Source organism: Nostoc sp. JL34, assembly GCF_017114945.1.
Classification (GTDB): Bacteria; Cyanobacteriota; Cyanobacteriia; order Cyanobacteriales; family Nostocaceae; genus Nostoc.
In genome coordinates this window covers 1-18127 of record NZ_JABXKQ010000120.1, presented here as the reverse complement: position 1 = coordinate 18127, position 18127 = coordinate 1, and the positions used below count along the sequence as shown (strand labels likewise).

The following is an 18127-nucleotide window of genomic DNA, read 5'->3' as shown; positions in this document are numbered from 1 at the left end:
TACTCGGAATGACTCGAACTCATGCACGTTCACAAATGGGAACAAGAGTATACGATGACGAACAGCTTTCACAAGACCCATAGAACGTTGATGCTCAACTAGCCAAGGAATCAGTTGTAGTTGTGAATTGTGCGATCGTGCGCGATGGAAAAAATATAAACTGCGAAACACCATTTCCACGGAAATACGCTCTAACGGCTGCTGTAAAGCGATCGCTACATCAGCACACAAGTCATTCAGAACAGCGTAGAAAATCCAAGTAGCGTATATTTGCATTTGTACACCGTTAGTACCACCAACCCACAGATAGGACAAGCCCAACAATCGCTTAGTCAATAAAAATGCGTCCTCAATCCGCCAACGTCGTCGGTATAAATCACAAACTTCTTGTGCCGAAAGCTGTTGTGGGTCAAGAACATTAGTTAAATAATGATACCAAGTCTTACCCCACAATACTGATACTAGGCGCATGGGATGGTGGCAAGGGTGAGTGTGATTCAATCCCATGTGAATAATTTCATCTTTGTAGTGAGAGCCTTGAGAAAGTACACGTGTTACCCGATATGTCACCAAATTCTTCTGGCGTGTGAGTACATACTTGCCAGCTGCGCTAAGAGAATCAAACCACTCGAAGCCATAAAATCCCATGTCTACTATCAGTAAGCCACCATCAGGTAAAGGTTCTAACAGTGCTTGCCACCAACGAGTCTCATTCATTTTGGCATCAGCATCATACCAAATTGCTACTGGAGTGTGAGTGAAAGCTTCTACAACCATCAGCATTTTTCCTGCCAACACCGCACCTGTTTTTTCTTGCAGTTGTCCGAAGTGTTTTTTCATCGCTTCGAGTGTTGAGGCATCCCCAATCCAGATAGCGGTAAATCTTTGTGCTACTGATGACCAAGCTGGGGCTAATTCTCTTACGCTCCTTTTCACTGCCAGACGCTCTATCACTTGCTCGAATAATTTCGCAAATAGTGTAGCCGGCAAACTATTGAGTCTTTGTGACAACGCTTGCTTACTCACTCTTGTTGCTTTCACCCACATTAATCCCTCTATTTCTAGCGATCGCAATACATCTGTAAGATGCTGTATTTGTCGATACACTATACTCAATACTATTGCTGCCATTACTGGCAAGGTCAGTACTCGTGAACGCAAGCTCCGTTCTTTGTCTTTTACCTCTTTGAGGTTAGCAAATGTACCTGGGCTGACTAGTTCAAACAGGCGTGATTCTATCTCTTGGCTGGCTGGAGCAGGTACGCTGACTCGATGGCGAAAATCTGGATTCCCTTGCTTTTTCCGTGGTTTACTCATGACTTTTTCAACACCCCTGTGTTGATTGACTTTTACCATTGATTTGCCCACTCTTGACAGCCATCTATTTTTCTTAACTTGACACCAATGGCAGGATGCCCACCCCACAAGATGGATAATTTATTTCTTGGAAGTCCCTTATTATCCGGCTGTTTCTTAAGATTTATCAGAGCGATGTCTGATCACAAGCCGCTTTGCGTCTACACCCACACAAACCCGAAGCCTGAAGAGTTAACAAATATCCTTCAGCACTGTTACCAATTTTTCAATATGCGCTGCTTCATGAGTTGCCATTAAAGATATTCTGATCCGACTTGTGGGTACTGTGGGAGGACGAATTGCTGGGGCAAAAATGCCAGCATCTCTTAGCTGTTTTCCAACTTTTAGGGCATCTGTAGCACTGGGCAATTGAAAACATAATATAGGTGATTCTGAAGGCAGTAATTTGATATTAGGTAACTGTTGCAGCAAATTTTTCAAGTAATGTACATTACCCCACAATTGGGCACGGTGTTGCGGCTCTTGTTGCACTATCTTGATTGCTGCTAAGGCCGCGGCTGTATCAGCAGGTGAAAGCCCAGTGGTATAAATCCAAGTAGGTGCGCGGTTCTGCAAAAAGTCAATTAGGGCGCTACTTCCGGCTACGTATCCGCCTAAACTACCCAAAGCCTTACTCAAAGTACCAACTTGAATCAACTGTTTTCCCGTACACCCAAAATGCTCGACACACCCAGCCCCAGTTTTTCCTAGTACCCCAGTGGCATGAGCTTCATCGACTAGCAGCATACAGTTAAACTCATCAGCGAGATCCAACAGTGCAGGCAACGGACATAAATCGCCATCCATGCTGAAGACGGTATCAGTAAGAATCAAACAGCGTCGGTAGTTTTGCCGCTGTTGACTTAACTGAGTTTTTAGGACTGCCAGATCACAGTGCGGATATTCCACAACTGCTGCACCGCTGAGAATCGCTCCACTTTTCAGACTGGAATGATTGTACTGGTCAGATAAAATTAAATCACGCTTGCCCACAAGGGCAGTAATTGCACCCAAATTGGCTAGATACCCGGAACTAAATACCAAGGCATCTTCTGTTTGTTTGGTAAATGCGATCGCCGACTCTAACTCCCTGTGTAATTCTCGATGCCCACTGAGTAATCTAGAACCAGTACTACCAGTGCCAAATTCAGCGATCGCAGCAGTTGCGGCTGCTATCAACCGCTCATCCCCAGCCAATCCCAAATAGTCATTACTGGCAAAATTAATTACCTCTTGCCCAGCTAAAACCACCGTTGCACCCGAACGACCATTAATAGGTTGTACCGAACGATACCAATCTGCCCGATGAATTGTTGCTAAGGACTGTTCTAGCCAGGCATAAGGGTCGGTCATTGGAGCAGGGGGGCAGGGGAGCAGGGGGGCAGGGGGGAAAATAACTAATGACTAATGACAATTAAACTTGTTCGCTACTGAGATGAGCGATCGCTTGTTTAATCCAATCTTCGACATAGGCATCTTTGGGTAGTCCGATGTCTTCACTTACCACATGGAGGGCGTGACTGACCTCATGGGCAGTATATCCCAAGGCGAAGAGAGTCATTTGCACCTCTTCGAGAATTCCTGGTGCAGGCCCACCTGTGGCGACGAAGAACCCGGCTGATTTGCGCCACTCGACTAATTTGCTTTTCAGTTCCAAACAGATGCGTTCAGCGATTTTTTTGCCCACACCGGGAGCCTGAATGAGGATTTGTGTATTGCCAGCGATAATTGCTTGGACTAAATCTGGTAGTTCCAGAGTATCCAAGAGTGCGATCGCTAAGGCTGCACCAATCCCTGTGACAGTCAGCAAGTGGCGAAACAAATCGCGTTCGGCTGGCGAAGCAAAGCCATAAAGAAAGGGCACTTCTTCGCGAATTTGCAAATGGGTAAAAATTTGCGCCACTCCTCCCGACTCTGGTAACTGATTTGCTAGCCGTTGGGGAACTTGCAAATCATACCCCAAGCCATTCACTTCCAGAGTCAGAATCACGCGATTAGCGCCAATTGTTTGGATACCAGCGACTATACCTTTTAGATAACTAATCATTACAAGAGACCAAAATAATTTAAGCCTTCAATAATTCCACCTGCACAAAAACATGAAGCCAGGTAGCGGTAGTCAGCGGGATACTCATTGTGCCATTGGAGTAACTCTTTGCGGGCATTCCCCACAATGATTCCCCGTTCGTTGCCTACAGCAAATAAAGCAATATCATTACCTGAATCACCACAGACAACTGTTTGTTCTGCTGCAAATTTCCACTTCTGGCGTAAAAATTGCATTGCCTGACCTTTATCGCTGCTATAGGGTACAATGTCAAGGTCAATACCGCTACTGTAGATTAACTTTACATTTAATTTAGATTTCTGCAACTCTGCTTCAAGTTGTGGTAGAACATTCGCAGATACTTCTTGTTCTAGGAAACAACTCACTTTGAAGGGACGCTGTTCTGAATCTGGTTGCCGAACTAACTCAGGATATTTTTTCGTAATAGATAATACAGTTTCTCGTTCCCATCCCGGAGAGAGGATTTCTGACCAACCTGAATCTGGAGTATCAGTACCATCAAGGTAGATTTCAGTACCCACGGAAAGGACGAGAGCATCCGGTTGCAAAAGATTTTTTTGAGATTGTAGTTCTTTGTAAAGTACAGGCGATCGCCCGGTAGAATAAACGATTTTAGTCCCGTATTCTTGGCGATGTTGACTTAGCAGTTGATTTAGTTGTGGTAAAGCGCTGTCATCGCCAACTGTGCGGTATACGAGGGTGTCATCTAGGTCGGTGACAAACAGAAATGGTTTCATAATTAGACCTCTTGCAAAATTTCGTTATTCTACCGTGTGATATCATGTCCAGTTAATTACTTTTGATTACCGCATCCGTGCAAAAGTCAGGAAAACCTCTTTCTCCCTGCTCCCTGCACCCCTGCGGTCTAAATGATAAGTCTTTACCCGAACATGATATGAAGAGACTTTTGCAAGAGGTTTATAGTTTACTGTGTGCGAGTGCCATCACAGCTTGAACTAACTCTTCTGGATCGAGGGGCTTGGTGACGTGCCGTTGATAGCCACTGGTAATGGCTCGCTGGGAATCCTCAACTCTGGCATAAGCAGTCAAAGCGATCGCGGGAATCTCTCCCCCTTTTTCGGGCGTTAAAGTGCGGATTTGTTGGATCAGGGAATAGCCATCTACTTCAGGCATTCCAATATCACTGACTAAGACATCGGGTTGAAAAGACTCCAGGTTTGCCAATACTTCCGTCGCAGAGGCAACAGTCAGCACTTTTGCTCCGTATTCAGTAAGCAATACTGTTAATAGCTCACGCGCATCGGGATCATCATCAACTGTGAGGACGCGAATCCCCGTGAGTTCGAGTCCTGGTTGTGGCAACTCATCTGGCTGCTTGATTTCCGGTTCAACATTCAGCAGTGGCAACTGGACTGTAAAGGTGGCTCCAAAGCCAACACCCGGACTATCAGCCATGATGGTGCCGCCATGAGCCTCAACCAACTGCCGGACGATCGCCAACCCCAATCCTAATCCCCCATACTTGCGAGTAATTGAGACATCTTCTTGACGGAATGATTCAAAAATATACGGGAGAAAGTCTGGGTTAATGCCTTTGCCAGTGTCACTGACGATAATCTGTGCTTGATCGTTGACTCGCTCTAATCGGGTTTCTACCCGTCCTCCCTTGGGGGTAAACTTGATAGCGTTGGAAAGTAAATTCCAAACGATCTGTTGAAGGCGGTTGGAATCTCCAGAAACTTGCCCAATATTCGGTAGTACTGAATGCAACACAATTGATTTGGAAAGGGCTGCTGTACTTACGGTGTCGATCGCAGATTCAATCACGAATGCCAGATTCACAGGAGCATTATCGATGCTGAGTTTGCCCCGCAGAATCTTGGCGACATCGAGCAAGTCATCAATCAGTTGAGTTTGCAGTTTAGCGTTGCGTTCAATGGTGGCTAAAGCTTCAGCCGTTTTGGTTTCACTAAATTTGCGGGTTTGCAGCAGTTTTGTCCAGCCGAGAATCGGGTTGAGAGGCGATCGCAATTCGTGGGAGAGAACTGCCAAAAACTCATCTTTAATTCGATTGGCGCGTTCGGCTTCGGCTCTGGCTGCTTGCTCCAATTTCAACAAGCGATCGCGTTCGATTTCAGCTTGTTTGCGATCGGTGATATCCTGCACGTTACCCACCATCCGTACTGCATTGCCTGCTGCATTGTAGAAAATCTGACCTTTAGACGCTAACCAGCGAATGCCATCAGGATGTAAGATGCGGTAATCAGCTTCATAATACTCTTGCCGTTGCTGGATGGTGTGACTCACCGCTTCATTGGCTGAGGTGCGATCGTCTGGGTGCAGCAGGCTTAACCACTGTTCATAGCTGACTTCCTCTATGGTTGGGTCAAGCCCGAACAGATTGTAGTATTCTTCAGATACATGAGCGCTGTTGCGGATAATGTCCCAGTCCCATAATCCCGATCGCGTAGCTTTGTACGCCAATTTCAACCGGGCTTCGCTCTCCTGCAAGAGAAGTTCTATTTTTTTGCGATCGGTTATGTCTCGCGAAATCAACAAGACTTTTTCCATCTGCCCGGAGGCATCCAGCATCGGGCTAACGACTACTTCCCACCATTTGGGAGTGCCTTTTGCGGTTGGGCAGTATCCGCGAAAAATGCTGACTTTACCTGTTTTAGTGGCAGCGAGTGCCTGCTCTGCCTGTTGCCGAGAACTGCCTTCCCAGAAACAGAGCCATTCAGTATTGAGATAGGAATTTAAGTCGTCAATTTCCATCAAACACAGTCCACCTGTATTCATGTACAGCAGCCGCCCATCGAGGCTTAATACCTTAATGCAATCAGAACTGCTGTCTAAAATCCGGTTTTTAAATTCTTCACTCTGGCGCAGGGCTTCTTCGGTTTGTTGGCGAGCGGTGATATCTCGCCAGGTGGCAACAAATCCGTCTCCAAATTTAGCCACGCGGATATCAAACGCTCTAACTAACCGTTGTTTTCCGTACTCATCTTCATAAACTAAGCTGTCTTTAACGAGTGGCTGTCCTGTTTCTACTACCTGACAGTACTCATCAAACAATCCACCGTCACGATGCCCTGGTAGTAATTCACACAACCCCCGCCCAATCTGCTGCTCATAAGTCATTTGATTGTTGAGACAAGCCGCATCATTGACATATTCAGTCCGAAAATCGACAATCTGTCCCTGCTCATTCCGCATAGCACGGTATACGCCAAAGCAGTCCAGCATATTTTCAACTGAAGTGCGGAAGCGTTCTTCACTTTCTTGCAGGGCTGCAAGAGAGCGTTTGCGATCGCTGATGTCTTCGGCAATACCTGCAAACCGATAAATCTCTCCTGTTGCATCTCGAAGCCCAAAGCAGCGATCATGAACCCAGCGAATACTACCATCGGGTAAAATAATCCGATATTCTTGATCAAATTTATCTGCGACAGCTTTTTCCTGAAACGCTCTCTGGGTCGATTCTCGATCCTCCGGGTGAATCCGCTCAACCCATGCTTGTTGTCCTTGATACAATTCCTGCGGGTTCAATCCCCACAGTCGTTCGTAGGCAGGACTGACATAGCTGACTCGGTTTTCCGCCACTTCTGTAATCCAGAACACCGCATCAATATTTTCTGCAAGCTGCCGAAAACGTTCCTCACTCTCGCGCAGAGCTTCGGCTGACCGTTTGCGTTCGGTGATATCTAGATCGATACCCGCCATCTGAATTGGTTGTCCGTGTTGGTCGTAGAACACCTTGCCCTGGCTCATTGCCCATCGAATCCTACCGTTTGGGTATACTACCCGAAATTCAATGTCATAGTCTTCTCCGGTGGCGATAGCATGAGCTACAGCAGCCATGACGCGATCGCGATCGTCAAGGTGCAATCGGGCGACAAACATCTCGAATGAGCCGTCAAACTCTCCTGGTTGCATTCCAAATAAGCCTTCCAGGTTATCCGACCAGGAAATTTTTCCCGTTTGGATGTTCCAGTTCCACGTTCCCATCCGAGATGCTGAGAGTGCTAATTGTAGCTGTTCTTCGCTCTGGCGCAGTTCCGCTTCTACCTGTTGGCGTTCCTTTAGTTCATGCTGTGCCTGCTGATATAGTTCTGCCTGTCGCAACGCGATACTTAGCTGAATTGCCAGTTCTTTGAGCAAATCAATCTCTAAGGGTTGCCACGAGCGAGGGGAAGCACAATGATGGGCAATCAGCAATCCCCAAAACTGCTTGTCTTGCAGAATTGGCACGACCAGATTAGCTTTCACTTGAAACTGAGCCAGCAATTCAATGTGGCATGGGTCAATACTGCTATTCTGAATATCAGATATTGCAGTTATGTAACCCTGATGATAACGTTCGATATAATTCTTGACAAAAGCGGGATCGGAGCTTAAAGTTTCCGGTCGATTCCATGCGAGGTAGTTCTCAGCTAGGCAAGGATCGTGGATCGTCGAGGAGAGCAGTGATCGCCACTCTGCCCCAACGGATTCTGCTACTACTGTGCCATCTCCATTAGGTTTTAACCGAAAAACCAGGACGCGATCGGTGTGGAGAAACTGCCGGACTTGCGCTACGGTTGTCTGAAGAATTTCATCTAGATTCAGCGATCGGTGAATTTGCTGGGTAATATGTGCGACTACCCGCTCTCGGTCAATACGCTGTTGCAGTTGGGTGCGTAACTGCACTGTTGCGATTGCCCCATTGACTGCTATTTGCAACCCTTCTGGGGTAATTTGCCCTTTGACCAAATAATCTTGTGCGCCCGCTTTCATCGCCTGAACTGCGATCGCCTCATTGCCCTGCCCTGTAACAACAATCACAGGTAAGCACGGCTGTTGGCTCAGGGATTGCAATTGAGCGATAAATTCCAGTCCGTCCACATCGGGCAGTCGATAATCAAGCAACACAACATCGGGCTGGTGTTGCTGCCAGAGTTCTAGTCCTTGCTGCCCTAAGGTTGCTTCTAAAAGTGTATAAGAATACTCGCGATCGCGCAGCAAACACCGCCGATAGAGTTCTCGATCTTCTGGCGAATCATCGACAATTAAGACAATGCGCGATCTCTGACTCATAACTAATCCTTCGGGCAATCGGGCAGTGTCGTCACTTCAAACCAATACTCTACCAGCATCTGAATATCTCGTTTCAGTTGAGCAAAATTGATCGGCTTAACGATGTAGCTGTTGACTCCATATCGATAGCATACTTCGATATCTTTGGGATTGTTAGAGGTGGTAAACACTACCACCGGAATCATGTTCAAGCTGTCATCCTGTTTAATCCGGCGCAATACTTCTCGTCCATCGGTTCCGGGCAGGTTCAAGTCAAGCATAATCAAGCCGGGACGGGGTGCAGTTTGGCGATCAATATAGTTGCCAGTTCGATAAAGAAACGCCAAAGCTTGTTCCCCATTCACACATCGTTGAATGGGGATCGCAATGCTAGAGCGCCCTAGAAATCGTTGTAGTGCCTCAAAATCTTCGTTGCTGTCCTCCACTACTAAAAGTAATGGCGTTTGCCTGACAGGAGAAGCTGAAAAGCTAGTCATGTATTTGCCTCCACTGACAGGGTGAAGTAAAACGTACTGCCTTGAGTTGGGGTAGATTCCACCCAAATTCTACCACCGTGCCGCTCCACGATTTTGCGGGCTATGGTTAACCCTACCCCAGTCCCACCGCCAAAGTCGTCCCGTCCATGTAAGCGGCGGAATATCTCAAAGATTTTTTCGAGATGCTCTTTGGGGATGCCAATGCCGTTATCACGAACGTAGAAAGTTAGAGAAGTGGGAGTAGCTCCTTCGATGAAACCAATTTCGACCCACTTCTGGGGTTTATCATTATACTTAATGGCGTTGCTAATCAGGTTAGTGAAGAGTTCATTCATCTGATCGCGATCGCATTCAACGCTCTTAAAGGGTTGAGGAATGCGAAACTCAACTTCACTCTGCGGTCGAGCAATAGTCAAGGTGGTGATTACCTGCTGCACTAACTCATTCAGATTCACTGGTTGCCGGATCAGTTCGGCACGTCCCAACCGGGAAAAATGCAGGAGTGAATTGATCAAGTCTTCCATTCGCTGCGTCAGCCGCACCAAGGTTTGGAGTTTCGCAATCCCATCATCATTCAGTACGTCTGCATAGTCCTCCATTAAGAAGTTAGCATAGTTATGAATGCCCCGCAGCGGTTCTTTCAGGTCATGGGAGGCAACGTAGGCGAAAGAATCGAGTTCTTCGTTACTCCGTTGTAATTCAAAATTCATCGATGCCAGTTTGTCTGCTTGCCGCAACACAACGCCCACAACCAGGCTTCGCAGTTCAGCAACCGCTTCAACTTCGCAGGGTTTCCAGGGCAGGGCAGACCCTTGCACTGTTTCTTGCCATAATTCAAAGGATTTGCGGGGAGACATTCTAAAACTGCCATTTGACAAAACTTCCACAGGCTTGTTGGGATTGCCGCCCCAATTCACGATTTGAATTACTTCTGGGCGAAACCAGAGAATGTAATTGTGATGAACTCTAGAAATTTCCAGGGCTAAAACGCCACTGGCGATCGCTTTAAATGACTCGGCGGCTGGGTAATCTTTAGTGAGCGATCGCGTTTCAAACAAGTTATGATCCAGGTGAGGTTTAATCCAATCAAGTAAAGCGTGAACCTCTGACTCAGATGGCGTTTTACCCACTCGAATACACTGGTTGCCACTGCATATTACCGCTCCCGTGGCGCTGGTCAGATTAAGTAATTCAGATTTCAGTTGCACCATCCCATCCAGGAAATACTCAGCCTGAGACAAGCCTTCCACAAATTGAGTTTGTAATGACTTCAATTGTCTTTTGTAATCAATGTCTTCACTGGCTTCTTTGTTTGCCAGTTCCACAGACATTACCTGTCCAATGAACTCGCAGATGGTGCGGATATTGTAAGAAACATATTTGGGCGAGGAATGGTGACAGGCAATCAATCCCCAAAGCTTTTGATCCTGCATCAGAGAAATAGACATAGAGGCGGTCACGCCCATATTTTGCAGGTACTCTAGATGAATCGGAGAAACACTCCGCAACACCGATAAGCTAAGATCCAGCGGTTGATTTGTCAGGCGATTGTTCGCTGGAATTAAGGCGACAGGCTGGTAGCTGGCATCTGGAATCAGCCGCAGCCAGTTGAGGGTATATAGCTGTCGGGCTTGCTTGGGAATGTCAGAGGGCGGATAGTGTAAATCTAAATAGGGCGTTTCCTGATTGGTATCTTCAGCAATTACCCTGCCCGCCTCTTCCCGATCAAATCGATAAACCATGATGCGATCAAAGCCAGTGATTCGCCGGACTTCTGTAACCACAATCTGGCACATTTCCAGCAGCGTTGGTGCTTTCTGAATGCGAGTGATGCTTCCTCTTACCTGTTGATAGAAGTCAAAAAAATCTGTTTTGCCCTTTACTTTTTTTGGCTCTAATTCTAGAATAATGATATTATCTAAACGATGTACAATGCCATCAAAATAAATTGATTTATTCAGATATTTGATAGACAGGTTAAGGGGATTAACGCTCTCAAAATCCTCTGTCAGACATTTTTGAATTAGCTTAATCTGCTTGGCATTGAGTAAATCTAACAGCGACTTGCCCAGCAATTCTTCAGGTTGACGACCAACAACTTCCTGGGTGTTGCTGCTCACCTGAATGATTTCCAGAGTGGAATCTTCCAAAACCAGTAAAACCCCGTGAGGCTGGATCAAACTGGGAATGTGGATCGGTTCGCGATCGCAGTTTGTCAAATCAATGATCTCATCAGTCATTCTCAGTTTCTCAAACTCCTCATTAAAACTCTGGGATAAATCACAAATGTTGAATATGTAGTTAAAATAGAGATTTACTAAGTCAAATTATTTATTTTTAGCTGTTTATATTTTTAATTATATTTAACTGACTAATAAAACTCTCTATAAGAATATAGAGGTTTTAAATAGATATTTTAACTATAGCAATCCTGAACCAAACGCGCATAAAAAAGTCTCTGACTTTTCCAAGAAGTCGGATATCTGTCGGTTATAATTTGACTATTTCAGCCTTGATATCAGGCTCTGGCTTCTACTCTTGGCTTAATGTTTCAATCAACAAATCCACCTGCTGTTGTCGCTGCTGCAAAAAACCTTCGCACTGACGCAAATACTCCACAGCAGTCGCAAATTGGTCAAACACAGCTGACAATTCCAACTCACCCGCCTCAATGCGAGCAATAATTCCCTCTATCTCAGCCACCTTCGCCTCATAATTCCAACCTTCCTCAGAACTAGAAGTACTCTTACGTTTAACCATTAACCTCTCTGTGTCCTCTGCGTCTCTGCGGTTCGTTTATCTCTATAACCTTCACTTTAACTCCACCCTGCCCCAACTGAATGACTAAATCTTGCCCCACAGCTAACTCCGTTGCTGAACGAGCGATCGCCCCATCTTCCCTTCTCACCACCGCATAACCACGCTGTAACACCGCTTTCGGGTCAAGACTAGCCAACTTCTGCCGCAATAATTCTAAATGCTGCGTTGCTTGCTGCGATCGCCCCGTCGTAATTTGTACCAAATGCTGATGCTTCCAAGCAAGCTTATCCACCTCCTGCTGCACTTGCCGATCTAACCGCAAACGTCGCAAACGGTTCCGTAATACTTGCAGTTTATTCTCAGCATTTTCCCTAAAGTCATGCACCGCCTCATGTAAAGCGACAACTCGCTGCCGATGCTCAGTATACAACTCAGAAAGTGCTGGTACAACCATTTCTGCCGCCGCAGTGGGTGTATGCACACATACATCTGCGACTAAATCTGCTAAAGATTCATCTCGTTGATGGCCAATCCCAGTAATTACAGGAATAGAACAACTAGCCAGCGATCGCACCACTCGTTCATCATTAAAGCAAGCCAACTCTTCCACCGCGCCACCACCCCGCGATAAAATTAGCACTTCGGCACGGCCATCTCTTTCCACTCGCTCAATTGCTTTAACGATAGATTCAGGTGCTTGCTCGCCTTGTACGGTTGCCGGAGAAAATAAAACGTGTAAACCTGGATACCTTTGCTTCAGGGTTTTTTGAATATCACCCCAAGCAGCAGCCGTTGGTGAAGTGACGACAGCGATCGTTTGGGGGTGAGTGGGGAGCGATCGCTTTCTTTGCGCGTCAAATAACCCCTCAGCCAGCAAGCGATTTTTGAGTTGTTGATAGCGTAACGCCTGTAAACCAACACCAGCGGGTAGAGCCTGCCAAACTGATAACTGATACTCTCCCCGTTGCGGATACACACGAATACTACCCAAAATAATTATCTGCTCGCCAGGAACAGGCATTTGGGCGAGTTTTGGCAATTGGCTATTCCATACTACACACTTAATCCCGGCGGTGCGATCGGGATCTTGCAGCGTGAAAAACAACCCACTGCGATGGCTGTTAGCGCTAGAAACTTCGCCAGTTACCCAAACTTGCCGTAATTGTTCATCTTGCTCTAACAGCAAGCGGATATAGTCAGTTAATCCAGATACTGAAAGCGCCGTATCGAGAATCAGAGAGTCGGGAAGGTCGAAAGTCATCAAAGATGCCTGAAAGCATTTGTGCTGGAGCGATTCTAGCATTTTAATGAAAACCAAAGCTTAACCGAGTAAACGCTTCAATCTTTTGTAGACACCATCATTGCGCTTACCGACTAAAATGTAAATCCTGCTCAAGAAAACATGTATGACAGACTCTGCTTTTAACAAAAGTTCTGAATTAGTCTCTGTAACTCAAACTGCCAAGTTACTTGGTATAAGACGTCAGCGAGTACACGATGATGCTCCTGTCCGTATCGATGATATGCTGAATACCATTGCCTGTGTTGCTTAAATAATTTTTCTTTGAAAACCCTTGCTTACCCAGCCAAAAAAAGCTATCTCTGAATGCAAGTTGGTATCATTGTGCAAAACTACCCTAATCTGGTAGCGATCGAGTTACGATCTTGTCACACACCTTTTTTGATTTGAGAAGTCCTATTCCAGAATTTTCTGGTTAAAATAGTATATCTGTTCTACTCAAACTCCGACACCAACACTCCTTAAAACCATATATTAAGAGGCATTAGAGGCAGGAATGGCTATCAACACCGATACTTCTGGCAAGCAAAAAGCACTGACGATGGTGCTAAACCAGATTGAGCGCAGCTTTGGTAAAGGGGCAATCATGCGCCTGGGCGACGCTACCCGGATGCGGGTGGAAACAATTTCTAGTGGAGCGCTTACCCTAGATTTAGCATTGGGTGGTGGTTTACCCAAGGGTCGGGTAATAGAAATTTATGGGCCGGAAAGTTCCGGTAAAACTACAGTAGCGCTACACGCCCTCGCTGAAGTGCAAAGAAATGGCGGTATTGCTGCCTTTGTTGATGCAGAACACGCCCTAGACCCTACTTATGCTGCTGCATTGGGTGTAGATATTGATAATTTGCTGATTTCCCAACCTGACACTGGCGAATCAGCTTTGGAAATTGTCGATCAGCTGGTTCGCTCTGCTGCGGTTGATATTGTAGTCATAGACTCAGTAGCAGCACTGGTTCCCCGCGCTGAAATTGAAGGTGATATGGGTGACACCCATGTTGGACTGCAAGCGCGGTTAATGAGCCAAGCCCTACGTAAGATTACTGGGAATATTGGTAAATCTGGTTGCACGGTAATTTTTATCAACCAGTTGCGGCAAAAAATTGGTGTTACCTACGGTAGCCCAGAAACTACTACTGGTGGTAACGCATTGAAATTTTACGCTTCGGTGCGTTTGGATATTCGTCGGATTCAAACCTTGAAAAAAGGTACAGATGAATATGGTAATCGCGTTAAGGTCAAAGTCGCCAAAAATAAAGTAGCGCCGCCTTTTAGAATAGCGGAATTTGATATTATTTTTGGTAAAGGTATTTCTACCTTGGGCTGTGTTGTTGACCTAGCAGAAGAAACTGGCATTATTATCCGTAAAGGTGCTTGGTATAGTTACAACGGCGATAATATCTCCCAAGGACGGGACAACGCCATTAAGTATCTAGAAGAAAAGCCTGAATTTGCTGAAGAAATTAAGAAACTGGTGCGTGAAAAGTTAGATAAAGGCGCTGTTGTTTCTGCTAACTCTGTAGCTAAAGCCAGTGAAGAAGATGAAGAGGAAGAAGTCGATTTAGAGCCAGAAGAATAAAAATGTGGATTTATTAATCTGCAATTGCTAATAGATGGTGCGTTACCAAGATAGATGACGCACCTTATTTTTCTAAAACGAGATTTGGATATCGTGAAATACAAACTAGAATCCAGATAGTGAATAGCTTTGGACTAATCTATACATCCTACTTGATATTTTGGCGTAGTGGCGTGGCAAGGCTAAAATGTTGCAAAAAAATTGTAGGTTGGGTGGAGGCTTTGCGTAAACCCAACATCGTAATATGTGTTGGGTTGCGCTCCGCTCTACCCAACCTACATCTAATGCACAATTTTTTTGCTTGACATGCCACTAGAAGCAGAGAAGGAGGAAAAATATTGAATTAGGGTTTCAGCCTGAAGTTGACACTAATGGCCAGCTATATGGTAATATTTCATAGCATTATGCTAAAAAACTTTGCCTAAAATCGAAGAGTAGCCAACCCATGAGTTTAGCTGTAATTAAGTTCTCTTCAGAAGAGTGCGGCATCTGCCACAAAATGTCTTTTTATGACAAAAAGGTGGCTGAAGAACTGGGTTTAGAGTTTATCGATGTAAAGATGCAAGATACAACTGCTTACCGCAAGTATCGCAAAATTTTATTGACTCAATATCCCGATAAATCAGAAATGGGATGGCCTACTTACATCCTTTGCAATTCTCCAGAGGGGGAATTTCAGATTGTTGGTGAAGTAAAAGGAGGTCATCCCAAAGGGGAGTTTAGAAGCCGTCTGCAAGAGGTTCTGAATTCCACAGCTAATCAGAACTAATTACCTCAAAAGATTTGACCTCTAGGACAGGGCCAATCATGGCAATAGTCATGATATCTTCGCGCACCTGTCCTTTAACTTTTGCTTTTTGTCCGGCTTTGAGTAAGTCTTTGTCAGCCCCTCTGAGGATTTCGTAAGTAACACCCTCTTCTGTGACTAATGCCCATGCGCCTGTACCAATATCACGGCGTTCGATTGTACCTGTAAGTGTAATGCTCATAAAAGTGCTGAGTACTGAGTGGGGAGTAGGGAATTAGGAGAGACGCGATTAATCGCGTCTGTACAAGAGTTAGGAGTTATAAAAATTGATTTCCCATTCCCAATTTATTCAATTTTCTCTTCGTTTTTCAATGCTAAACGAACAAGTCCATAACAAATTACGGCATTGGCAATCAGGAAGAGGCGTGCTAAATTACCACTTCCCAATCCCCAAACTGCTGGATCTAAAAACGCACTTGTAGTTAAACACGCTGCTACACCTAAAGTTGAACCAATGGCAAACCATTTCCAACTAGGATGTCCCAGCAGCAATGCCATTAAAGCAATGGGAATCAGTACGCTAGCAAACAGGGGATTCAACGCATCAGTTCCCTGGAGGGTATTGCCTAGTTCGGGAATTGAACTACCCAAAACCCGGAAAGGCCATTGGGGAAGATCAAAAATATAGATTCCCTTGAGGAAGAATAACCCGGAACTGCCAGCAATAAGTCCACTGGATAAAGACCAACTCCAAGTGAAGGGGAAGTAAACGCGTAAAAACCAAGCTAGCAGATAGGAACCAACTACCATTAAAATCTTGGGTAAGAGCGCGATCGCACCACCATCAATCCAAAAGCCGGGGTTAAGATAGCCGCTATCCCTTAACCACCGAAAGAAATCTGGAAAACTGATTTGTCCGCTAAAGGCTAGTTTGACTGCTGCTTCTGCATTAAGTTGTCCAGCGCCATAATAGTTCAAACCATCATCCTGAATAACTCGTGCCGACTGCTTGAGGACTTTTAAAATTTCATCTGGTTCTTTGATACCAGCAGCTTTAATTAATGCTGCAACACCAGCAACGTGGGGAGCAGCCATACTTGTACCCTGGAAGCCCAGAAATACCCCTTCACCCTTTTCATCGATAGTTTCTTGAAGAATCTTACCAGCTTCACTGCCACCAGGAGCAGATATATCTACGCCTGCACCAAAGTTAGAATAGGGCGCTCTTTCTCCGTCTGGCCCAATTGCCGAAACGCCGATAACGTAGGGATAGCGGGCTGGATAGCTTGCCCCATTAGTGTTTTCATTCCCGGCTGCGGCAATAATAACTACACCTTTTCTATGGGCATACTCGATCGCTTGTTTCATCAACTGGCTTTCACCAGTACCACCCAAGCTCATATTAATCACATCTGCGCCTTTATCAGCAGCAAATTTAATCGCTTCGGCAATATCAGCAACAGTACCACCGCCGTAAGAACTGAGTACCTTCAGCGGCATCAGACTGGCTTCGTAGGCAATTCCTGCAACACCATATTTGTTATTTGTGGCTTGGGCAATAGTTCCAGCAACATGAGTCCCGTGGCCGTTATCGTCTGTGGCTTCTTCTCGGTCGTTAACAAAATCATAGCCCTTGACGAATTTTGTCTCATACAAGTCGCGAACCTTGGTAATCCCGGTGTCAATTACTGCAACTGTGATGCCACTGCCTTTGGTTTGGCTCCATGCGCCTTCAATACCGATTTTGTGCAAGTTCCACTGCTTGCTGTAATATTGGTCATTGGGGCCAGTTAATGAAGGACTTGCTTCTTCATCTTCTTGGGGGGTTAAAAATTCACCTAGCCAAGCGGTTTTACCTGGTTGAGGAATCTTGTTGTAGATATAGTTTGGTTCAATGAATTCTGTCGCTTGGGCGAACTGAGATTTTTTCAGTTCTTGGAGCCGTTGGCGATCGCCTTTGATAATATACACATTATCTTTTTTGGAAAACTTGTTGTCTAATTGGGGTGTAACGTTATATTGTTTGGCGATCGCTTGCAGATTCTGTTCCACCACAAGTGATGGAATATCTTCCCGAAAATCAAGCACAATCGTCTCAAACTCTCCTTTAGCTGCCAATCCCTGGAAATTCAGGAAACCAAATATGGCAGATCCCAGCCCAATGACAAACAAGCACAATAATATAAGTTTTCTCATATTAACTCATCACCGCTTTTTGCCAGTTTGCTCACTACCATAACTTATCTGCATCCCTTGTTGGTGGATTTTGCACTTTTAGTTACAAGTTTCACTCAGGACTCAGGATTTTTTTAACAATGGAACGTGGTCTTTTGTGGTTGCCCCTATTAGTAATGTTTTTCTGGTTAGCTTGGCAAGGCTCGAAGGAGTATCAAAAAGTTGAAGCCTATCGCGCCTGGGCAGAGCAATTTGAACGGGCTAAGTATGATATCTATGCTGTATTAGGTCAAAAAGGCAACAATCTAACTTGGGGAAAACCCACGCCTCAAGGGCCGATTAAACTAGAAACATTCTCTTTGCTTGATGTCACAAAAATCCAGTTTTTAGTAGATGAGAAATCAGTAGATGTAGAGAATCCACCGGATAAAGGTCGTTCTATAGAATTAGAATTTCTATTTTCCAAATCTACTGGCTCAGTAAGGGTTCCGTTTACAGAAATCCCTTTGGCAGCAGAATGGGGTAAGTTTTTGCAGAGGGTATTACAAGACTTGCGATCGCAACCACAGTAGTCGTTACAGCACTTCCCGGTGTTACGAGGTACAATAACAGCAATTAGCAAACCAGTTTT

Annotated in this window: 14 protein-coding genes; 3 read left to right on the top strand and 11 right to left on the bottom strand. The window is 45.3% G+C overall.

What is annotated here, in order from left to right; all coding sequences use genetic code 11:
• From HWQ44_RS21410 to xseA, 9 genes are all read right to left on the bottom strand, one after another.
• Positions 1-1317: IS4 family transposase (locus HWQ44_RS21410; RefSeq protein ID WP_292722732.1), on the bottom strand; the 1317-nt coding region annotated here is incomplete at its 3' end.
• Between the two features lie 231 nt (positions 1318-1548).
• Positions 1549-2709 carry an 8-amino-7-oxononanoate synthase gene (bioF, locus tag HWQ44_RS21405; protein WP_292722730.1) on the bottom strand — a complete coding sequence of 387 codons (1161 nt, stop codon included), beginning with the start codon at positions 2707-2709 and terminating at the stop codon, positions 1549-1551.
• Positions 2710-2770: 61 nt separating this feature from the next.
• Positions 2771-3403, bottom strand: coding sequence for a Holliday junction branch migration protein RuvA (ruvA, locus tag HWQ44_RS21400; protein ID WP_109007998.1), 633 nt, complete (start codon positions 3401-3403; stop codon positions 2771-2773).
• A complete protein-coding gene (locus tag HWQ44_RS21395) occupies positions 3403-4161 on the bottom strand; it encodes a sucrose-phosphate phosphatase (protein WP_292722725.1) in 759 nt (252 codons plus the stop codon). The genes ruvA and HWQ44_RS21395 overlap by 1 nt, the downstream gene beginning before the upstream one ends.
• A 181-nt stretch (positions 4162-4342) precedes the next feature.
• Positions 4343-8461 carry a PAS domain-containing protein gene (locus HWQ44_RS21390; RefSeq protein ID WP_292722722.1) on the bottom strand — a complete coding sequence of 1373 codons (4119 nt, stop codon included), beginning with the start codon at positions 8459-8461 and terminating at the stop codon, positions 4343-4345.
• 2 nt (positions 8462-8463) lie between these two features.
• Positions 8464-8937 (bottom strand): response regulator, encoded by a 474-nt coding sequence (locus HWQ44_RS21385; protein ID WP_292722719.1) that lies wholly within the window; start codon positions 8935-8937, stop codon positions 8464-8466.
• The gene (locus tag HWQ44_RS21380) at positions 8934-11177 is read right to left on the bottom strand and encodes an ATP-binding protein (RefSeq protein WP_292722717.1); all 2244 of its coding nucleotides are present in this window, start codon (positions 11175-11177) and stop codon (positions 8934-8936) included. The genes HWQ44_RS21385 and HWQ44_RS21380 overlap by 4 nt, the downstream gene beginning before the upstream one ends.
• A 292-nt stretch (positions 11178-11469) precedes the next feature.
• Positions 11470-11697: an exodeoxyribonuclease VII small subunit gene (gene xseB / locus HWQ44_RS21375; RefSeq protein WP_292722715.1), complete on the bottom strand. Its 228-nt coding sequence runs from the start codon at positions 11695-11697 to the stop codon at positions 11470-11472.
• Positions 11690-12958 carry an exodeoxyribonuclease VII large subunit gene (gene xseA, locus HWQ44_RS21370; protein ID WP_292722712.1) on the bottom strand — a complete coding sequence of 423 codons (1269 nt, stop codon included), beginning with the start codon at positions 12956-12958 and terminating at the stop codon, positions 11690-11692. Before xseA ends, xseB begins: the two co-directional genes overlap by 8 nt.
• 535 nt (positions 12959-13493) lie before the next feature.
• On the opposite strand from xseA, the gene recA reads away from it, so the two are divergent.
• Both recA and HWQ44_RS21360 read left to right on the top strand, forming a co-directional pair.
• Positions 13494-14573, top strand: coding sequence for a recombinase RecA (gene recA / locus HWQ44_RS21365; protein WP_289796248.1), 1080 nt, complete (start codon positions 13494-13496; stop codon positions 14571-14573).
• 445 nt (positions 14574-15018) lie between these two features.
• Positions 15019-15342, top strand: a complete 324-nt coding sequence (locus tag HWQ44_RS21360) for a thioredoxin family protein (protein WP_099103723.1) — start codon at positions 15019-15021, stop codon at positions 15340-15342.
• On the opposite strand, the gene HWQ44_RS21355 is transcribed toward HWQ44_RS21360, so the two are convergent.
• Both HWQ44_RS21355 and HWQ44_RS21350 read right to left on the bottom strand, forming a co-directional pair.
• Positions 15329-15562 (bottom strand): hypothetical protein, encoded by a 234-nt coding sequence (locus tag HWQ44_RS21355; protein WP_292722704.1) that lies wholly within the window; start codon positions 15560-15562, stop codon positions 15329-15331. The two genes, HWQ44_RS21360 and HWQ44_RS21355, sit on opposite strands and share 14 nt — an antisense overlap.
• A 104-nt stretch (positions 15563-15666) precedes the next feature.
• Positions 15667-17517 (bottom strand): S8 family peptidase, encoded by a 1851-nt coding sequence (locus HWQ44_RS21350; RefSeq protein ID WP_292722701.1) that lies wholly within the window; start codon positions 17515-17517, stop codon positions 15667-15669.
• Positions 17518-17636: 119 nt separating this feature from the next.
• Here HWQ44_RS21350 and HWQ44_RS21345 point away from each other — a divergent pair, with 119 nt between their 5' ends.
• Positions 17637-18068 (top strand): hypothetical protein, encoded by a 432-nt coding sequence (locus HWQ44_RS21345; protein WP_292722698.1) that lies wholly within the window; start codon positions 17637-17639, stop codon positions 18066-18068.
• Positions 18069-18127: the final 59 nt, after the last annotated feature.

Coding starts and splice junctions, on each gene's coding strand:
- bioF (WP_292722730.1), bottom strand. CDS start 2,709: ATGACCGACCCTTATGCCTGGCTAGAACAGTCCTTAGCAACAATTCAT.
- ruvA (WP_109007998.1), bottom strand. CDS start 3,403: ATGATTAGTTATCTAAAAGGTATAGTCGCTGGTATCCAAACAATTGGC.
- HWQ44_RS21395 (WP_292722725.1), bottom strand. CDS start 4,161: ATGAAACCATTTCTGTTTGTCACCGACCTAGATGACACCCTCGTATAC.
- HWQ44_RS21390 (WP_292722722.1), bottom strand. CDS start 8,461: ATGAGTCAGAGATCGCGCATTGTCTTAATTGTCGATGATTCGCCAGAA.
- HWQ44_RS21385 (WP_292722719.1), bottom strand. CDS start 8,937: ATGACTAGCTTTTCAGCTTCTCCTGTCAGGCAAACGCCATTACTTTTA.
- HWQ44_RS21380 (WP_292722717.1), bottom strand. CDS start 11,177: ATGACTGATGAGATCATTGATTTGACAAACTGCGATCGCGAACCGATC.
- xseB (WP_292722715.1), bottom strand. CDS start 11,697: ATGGTTAAACGTAAGAGTACTTCTAGTTCTGAGGAAGGTTGGAATTAT.
- xseA (WP_292722712.1), bottom strand. CDS start 12,958: ATGACTTTCGACCTTCCCGACTCTCTGATTCTCGATACGGCGCTTTCA.
- recA (WP_289796248.1), top strand. CDS start 13,494: ATGGCTATCAACACCGATACTTCTGGCAAGCAAAAAGCACTGACGATG.
- HWQ44_RS21360 (WP_099103723.1), top strand. CDS start 15,019: ATGAGTTTAGCTGTAATTAAGTTCTCTTCAGAAGAGTGCGGCATCTGC.
- HWQ44_RS21355 (WP_292722704.1), bottom strand. CDS start 15,562: ATGAGCATTACACTTACAGGTACAATCGAACGCCGTGATATTGGTACA.
- HWQ44_RS21350 (WP_292722701.1), bottom strand. CDS start 17,517: ATGAGAAAACTTATATTATTGTGCTTGTTTGTCATTGGGCTGGGATCT.
- HWQ44_RS21345 (WP_292722698.1), top strand. CDS start 17,637: ATGGAACGTGGTCTTTTGTGGTTGCCCCTATTAGTAATGTTTTTCTGG.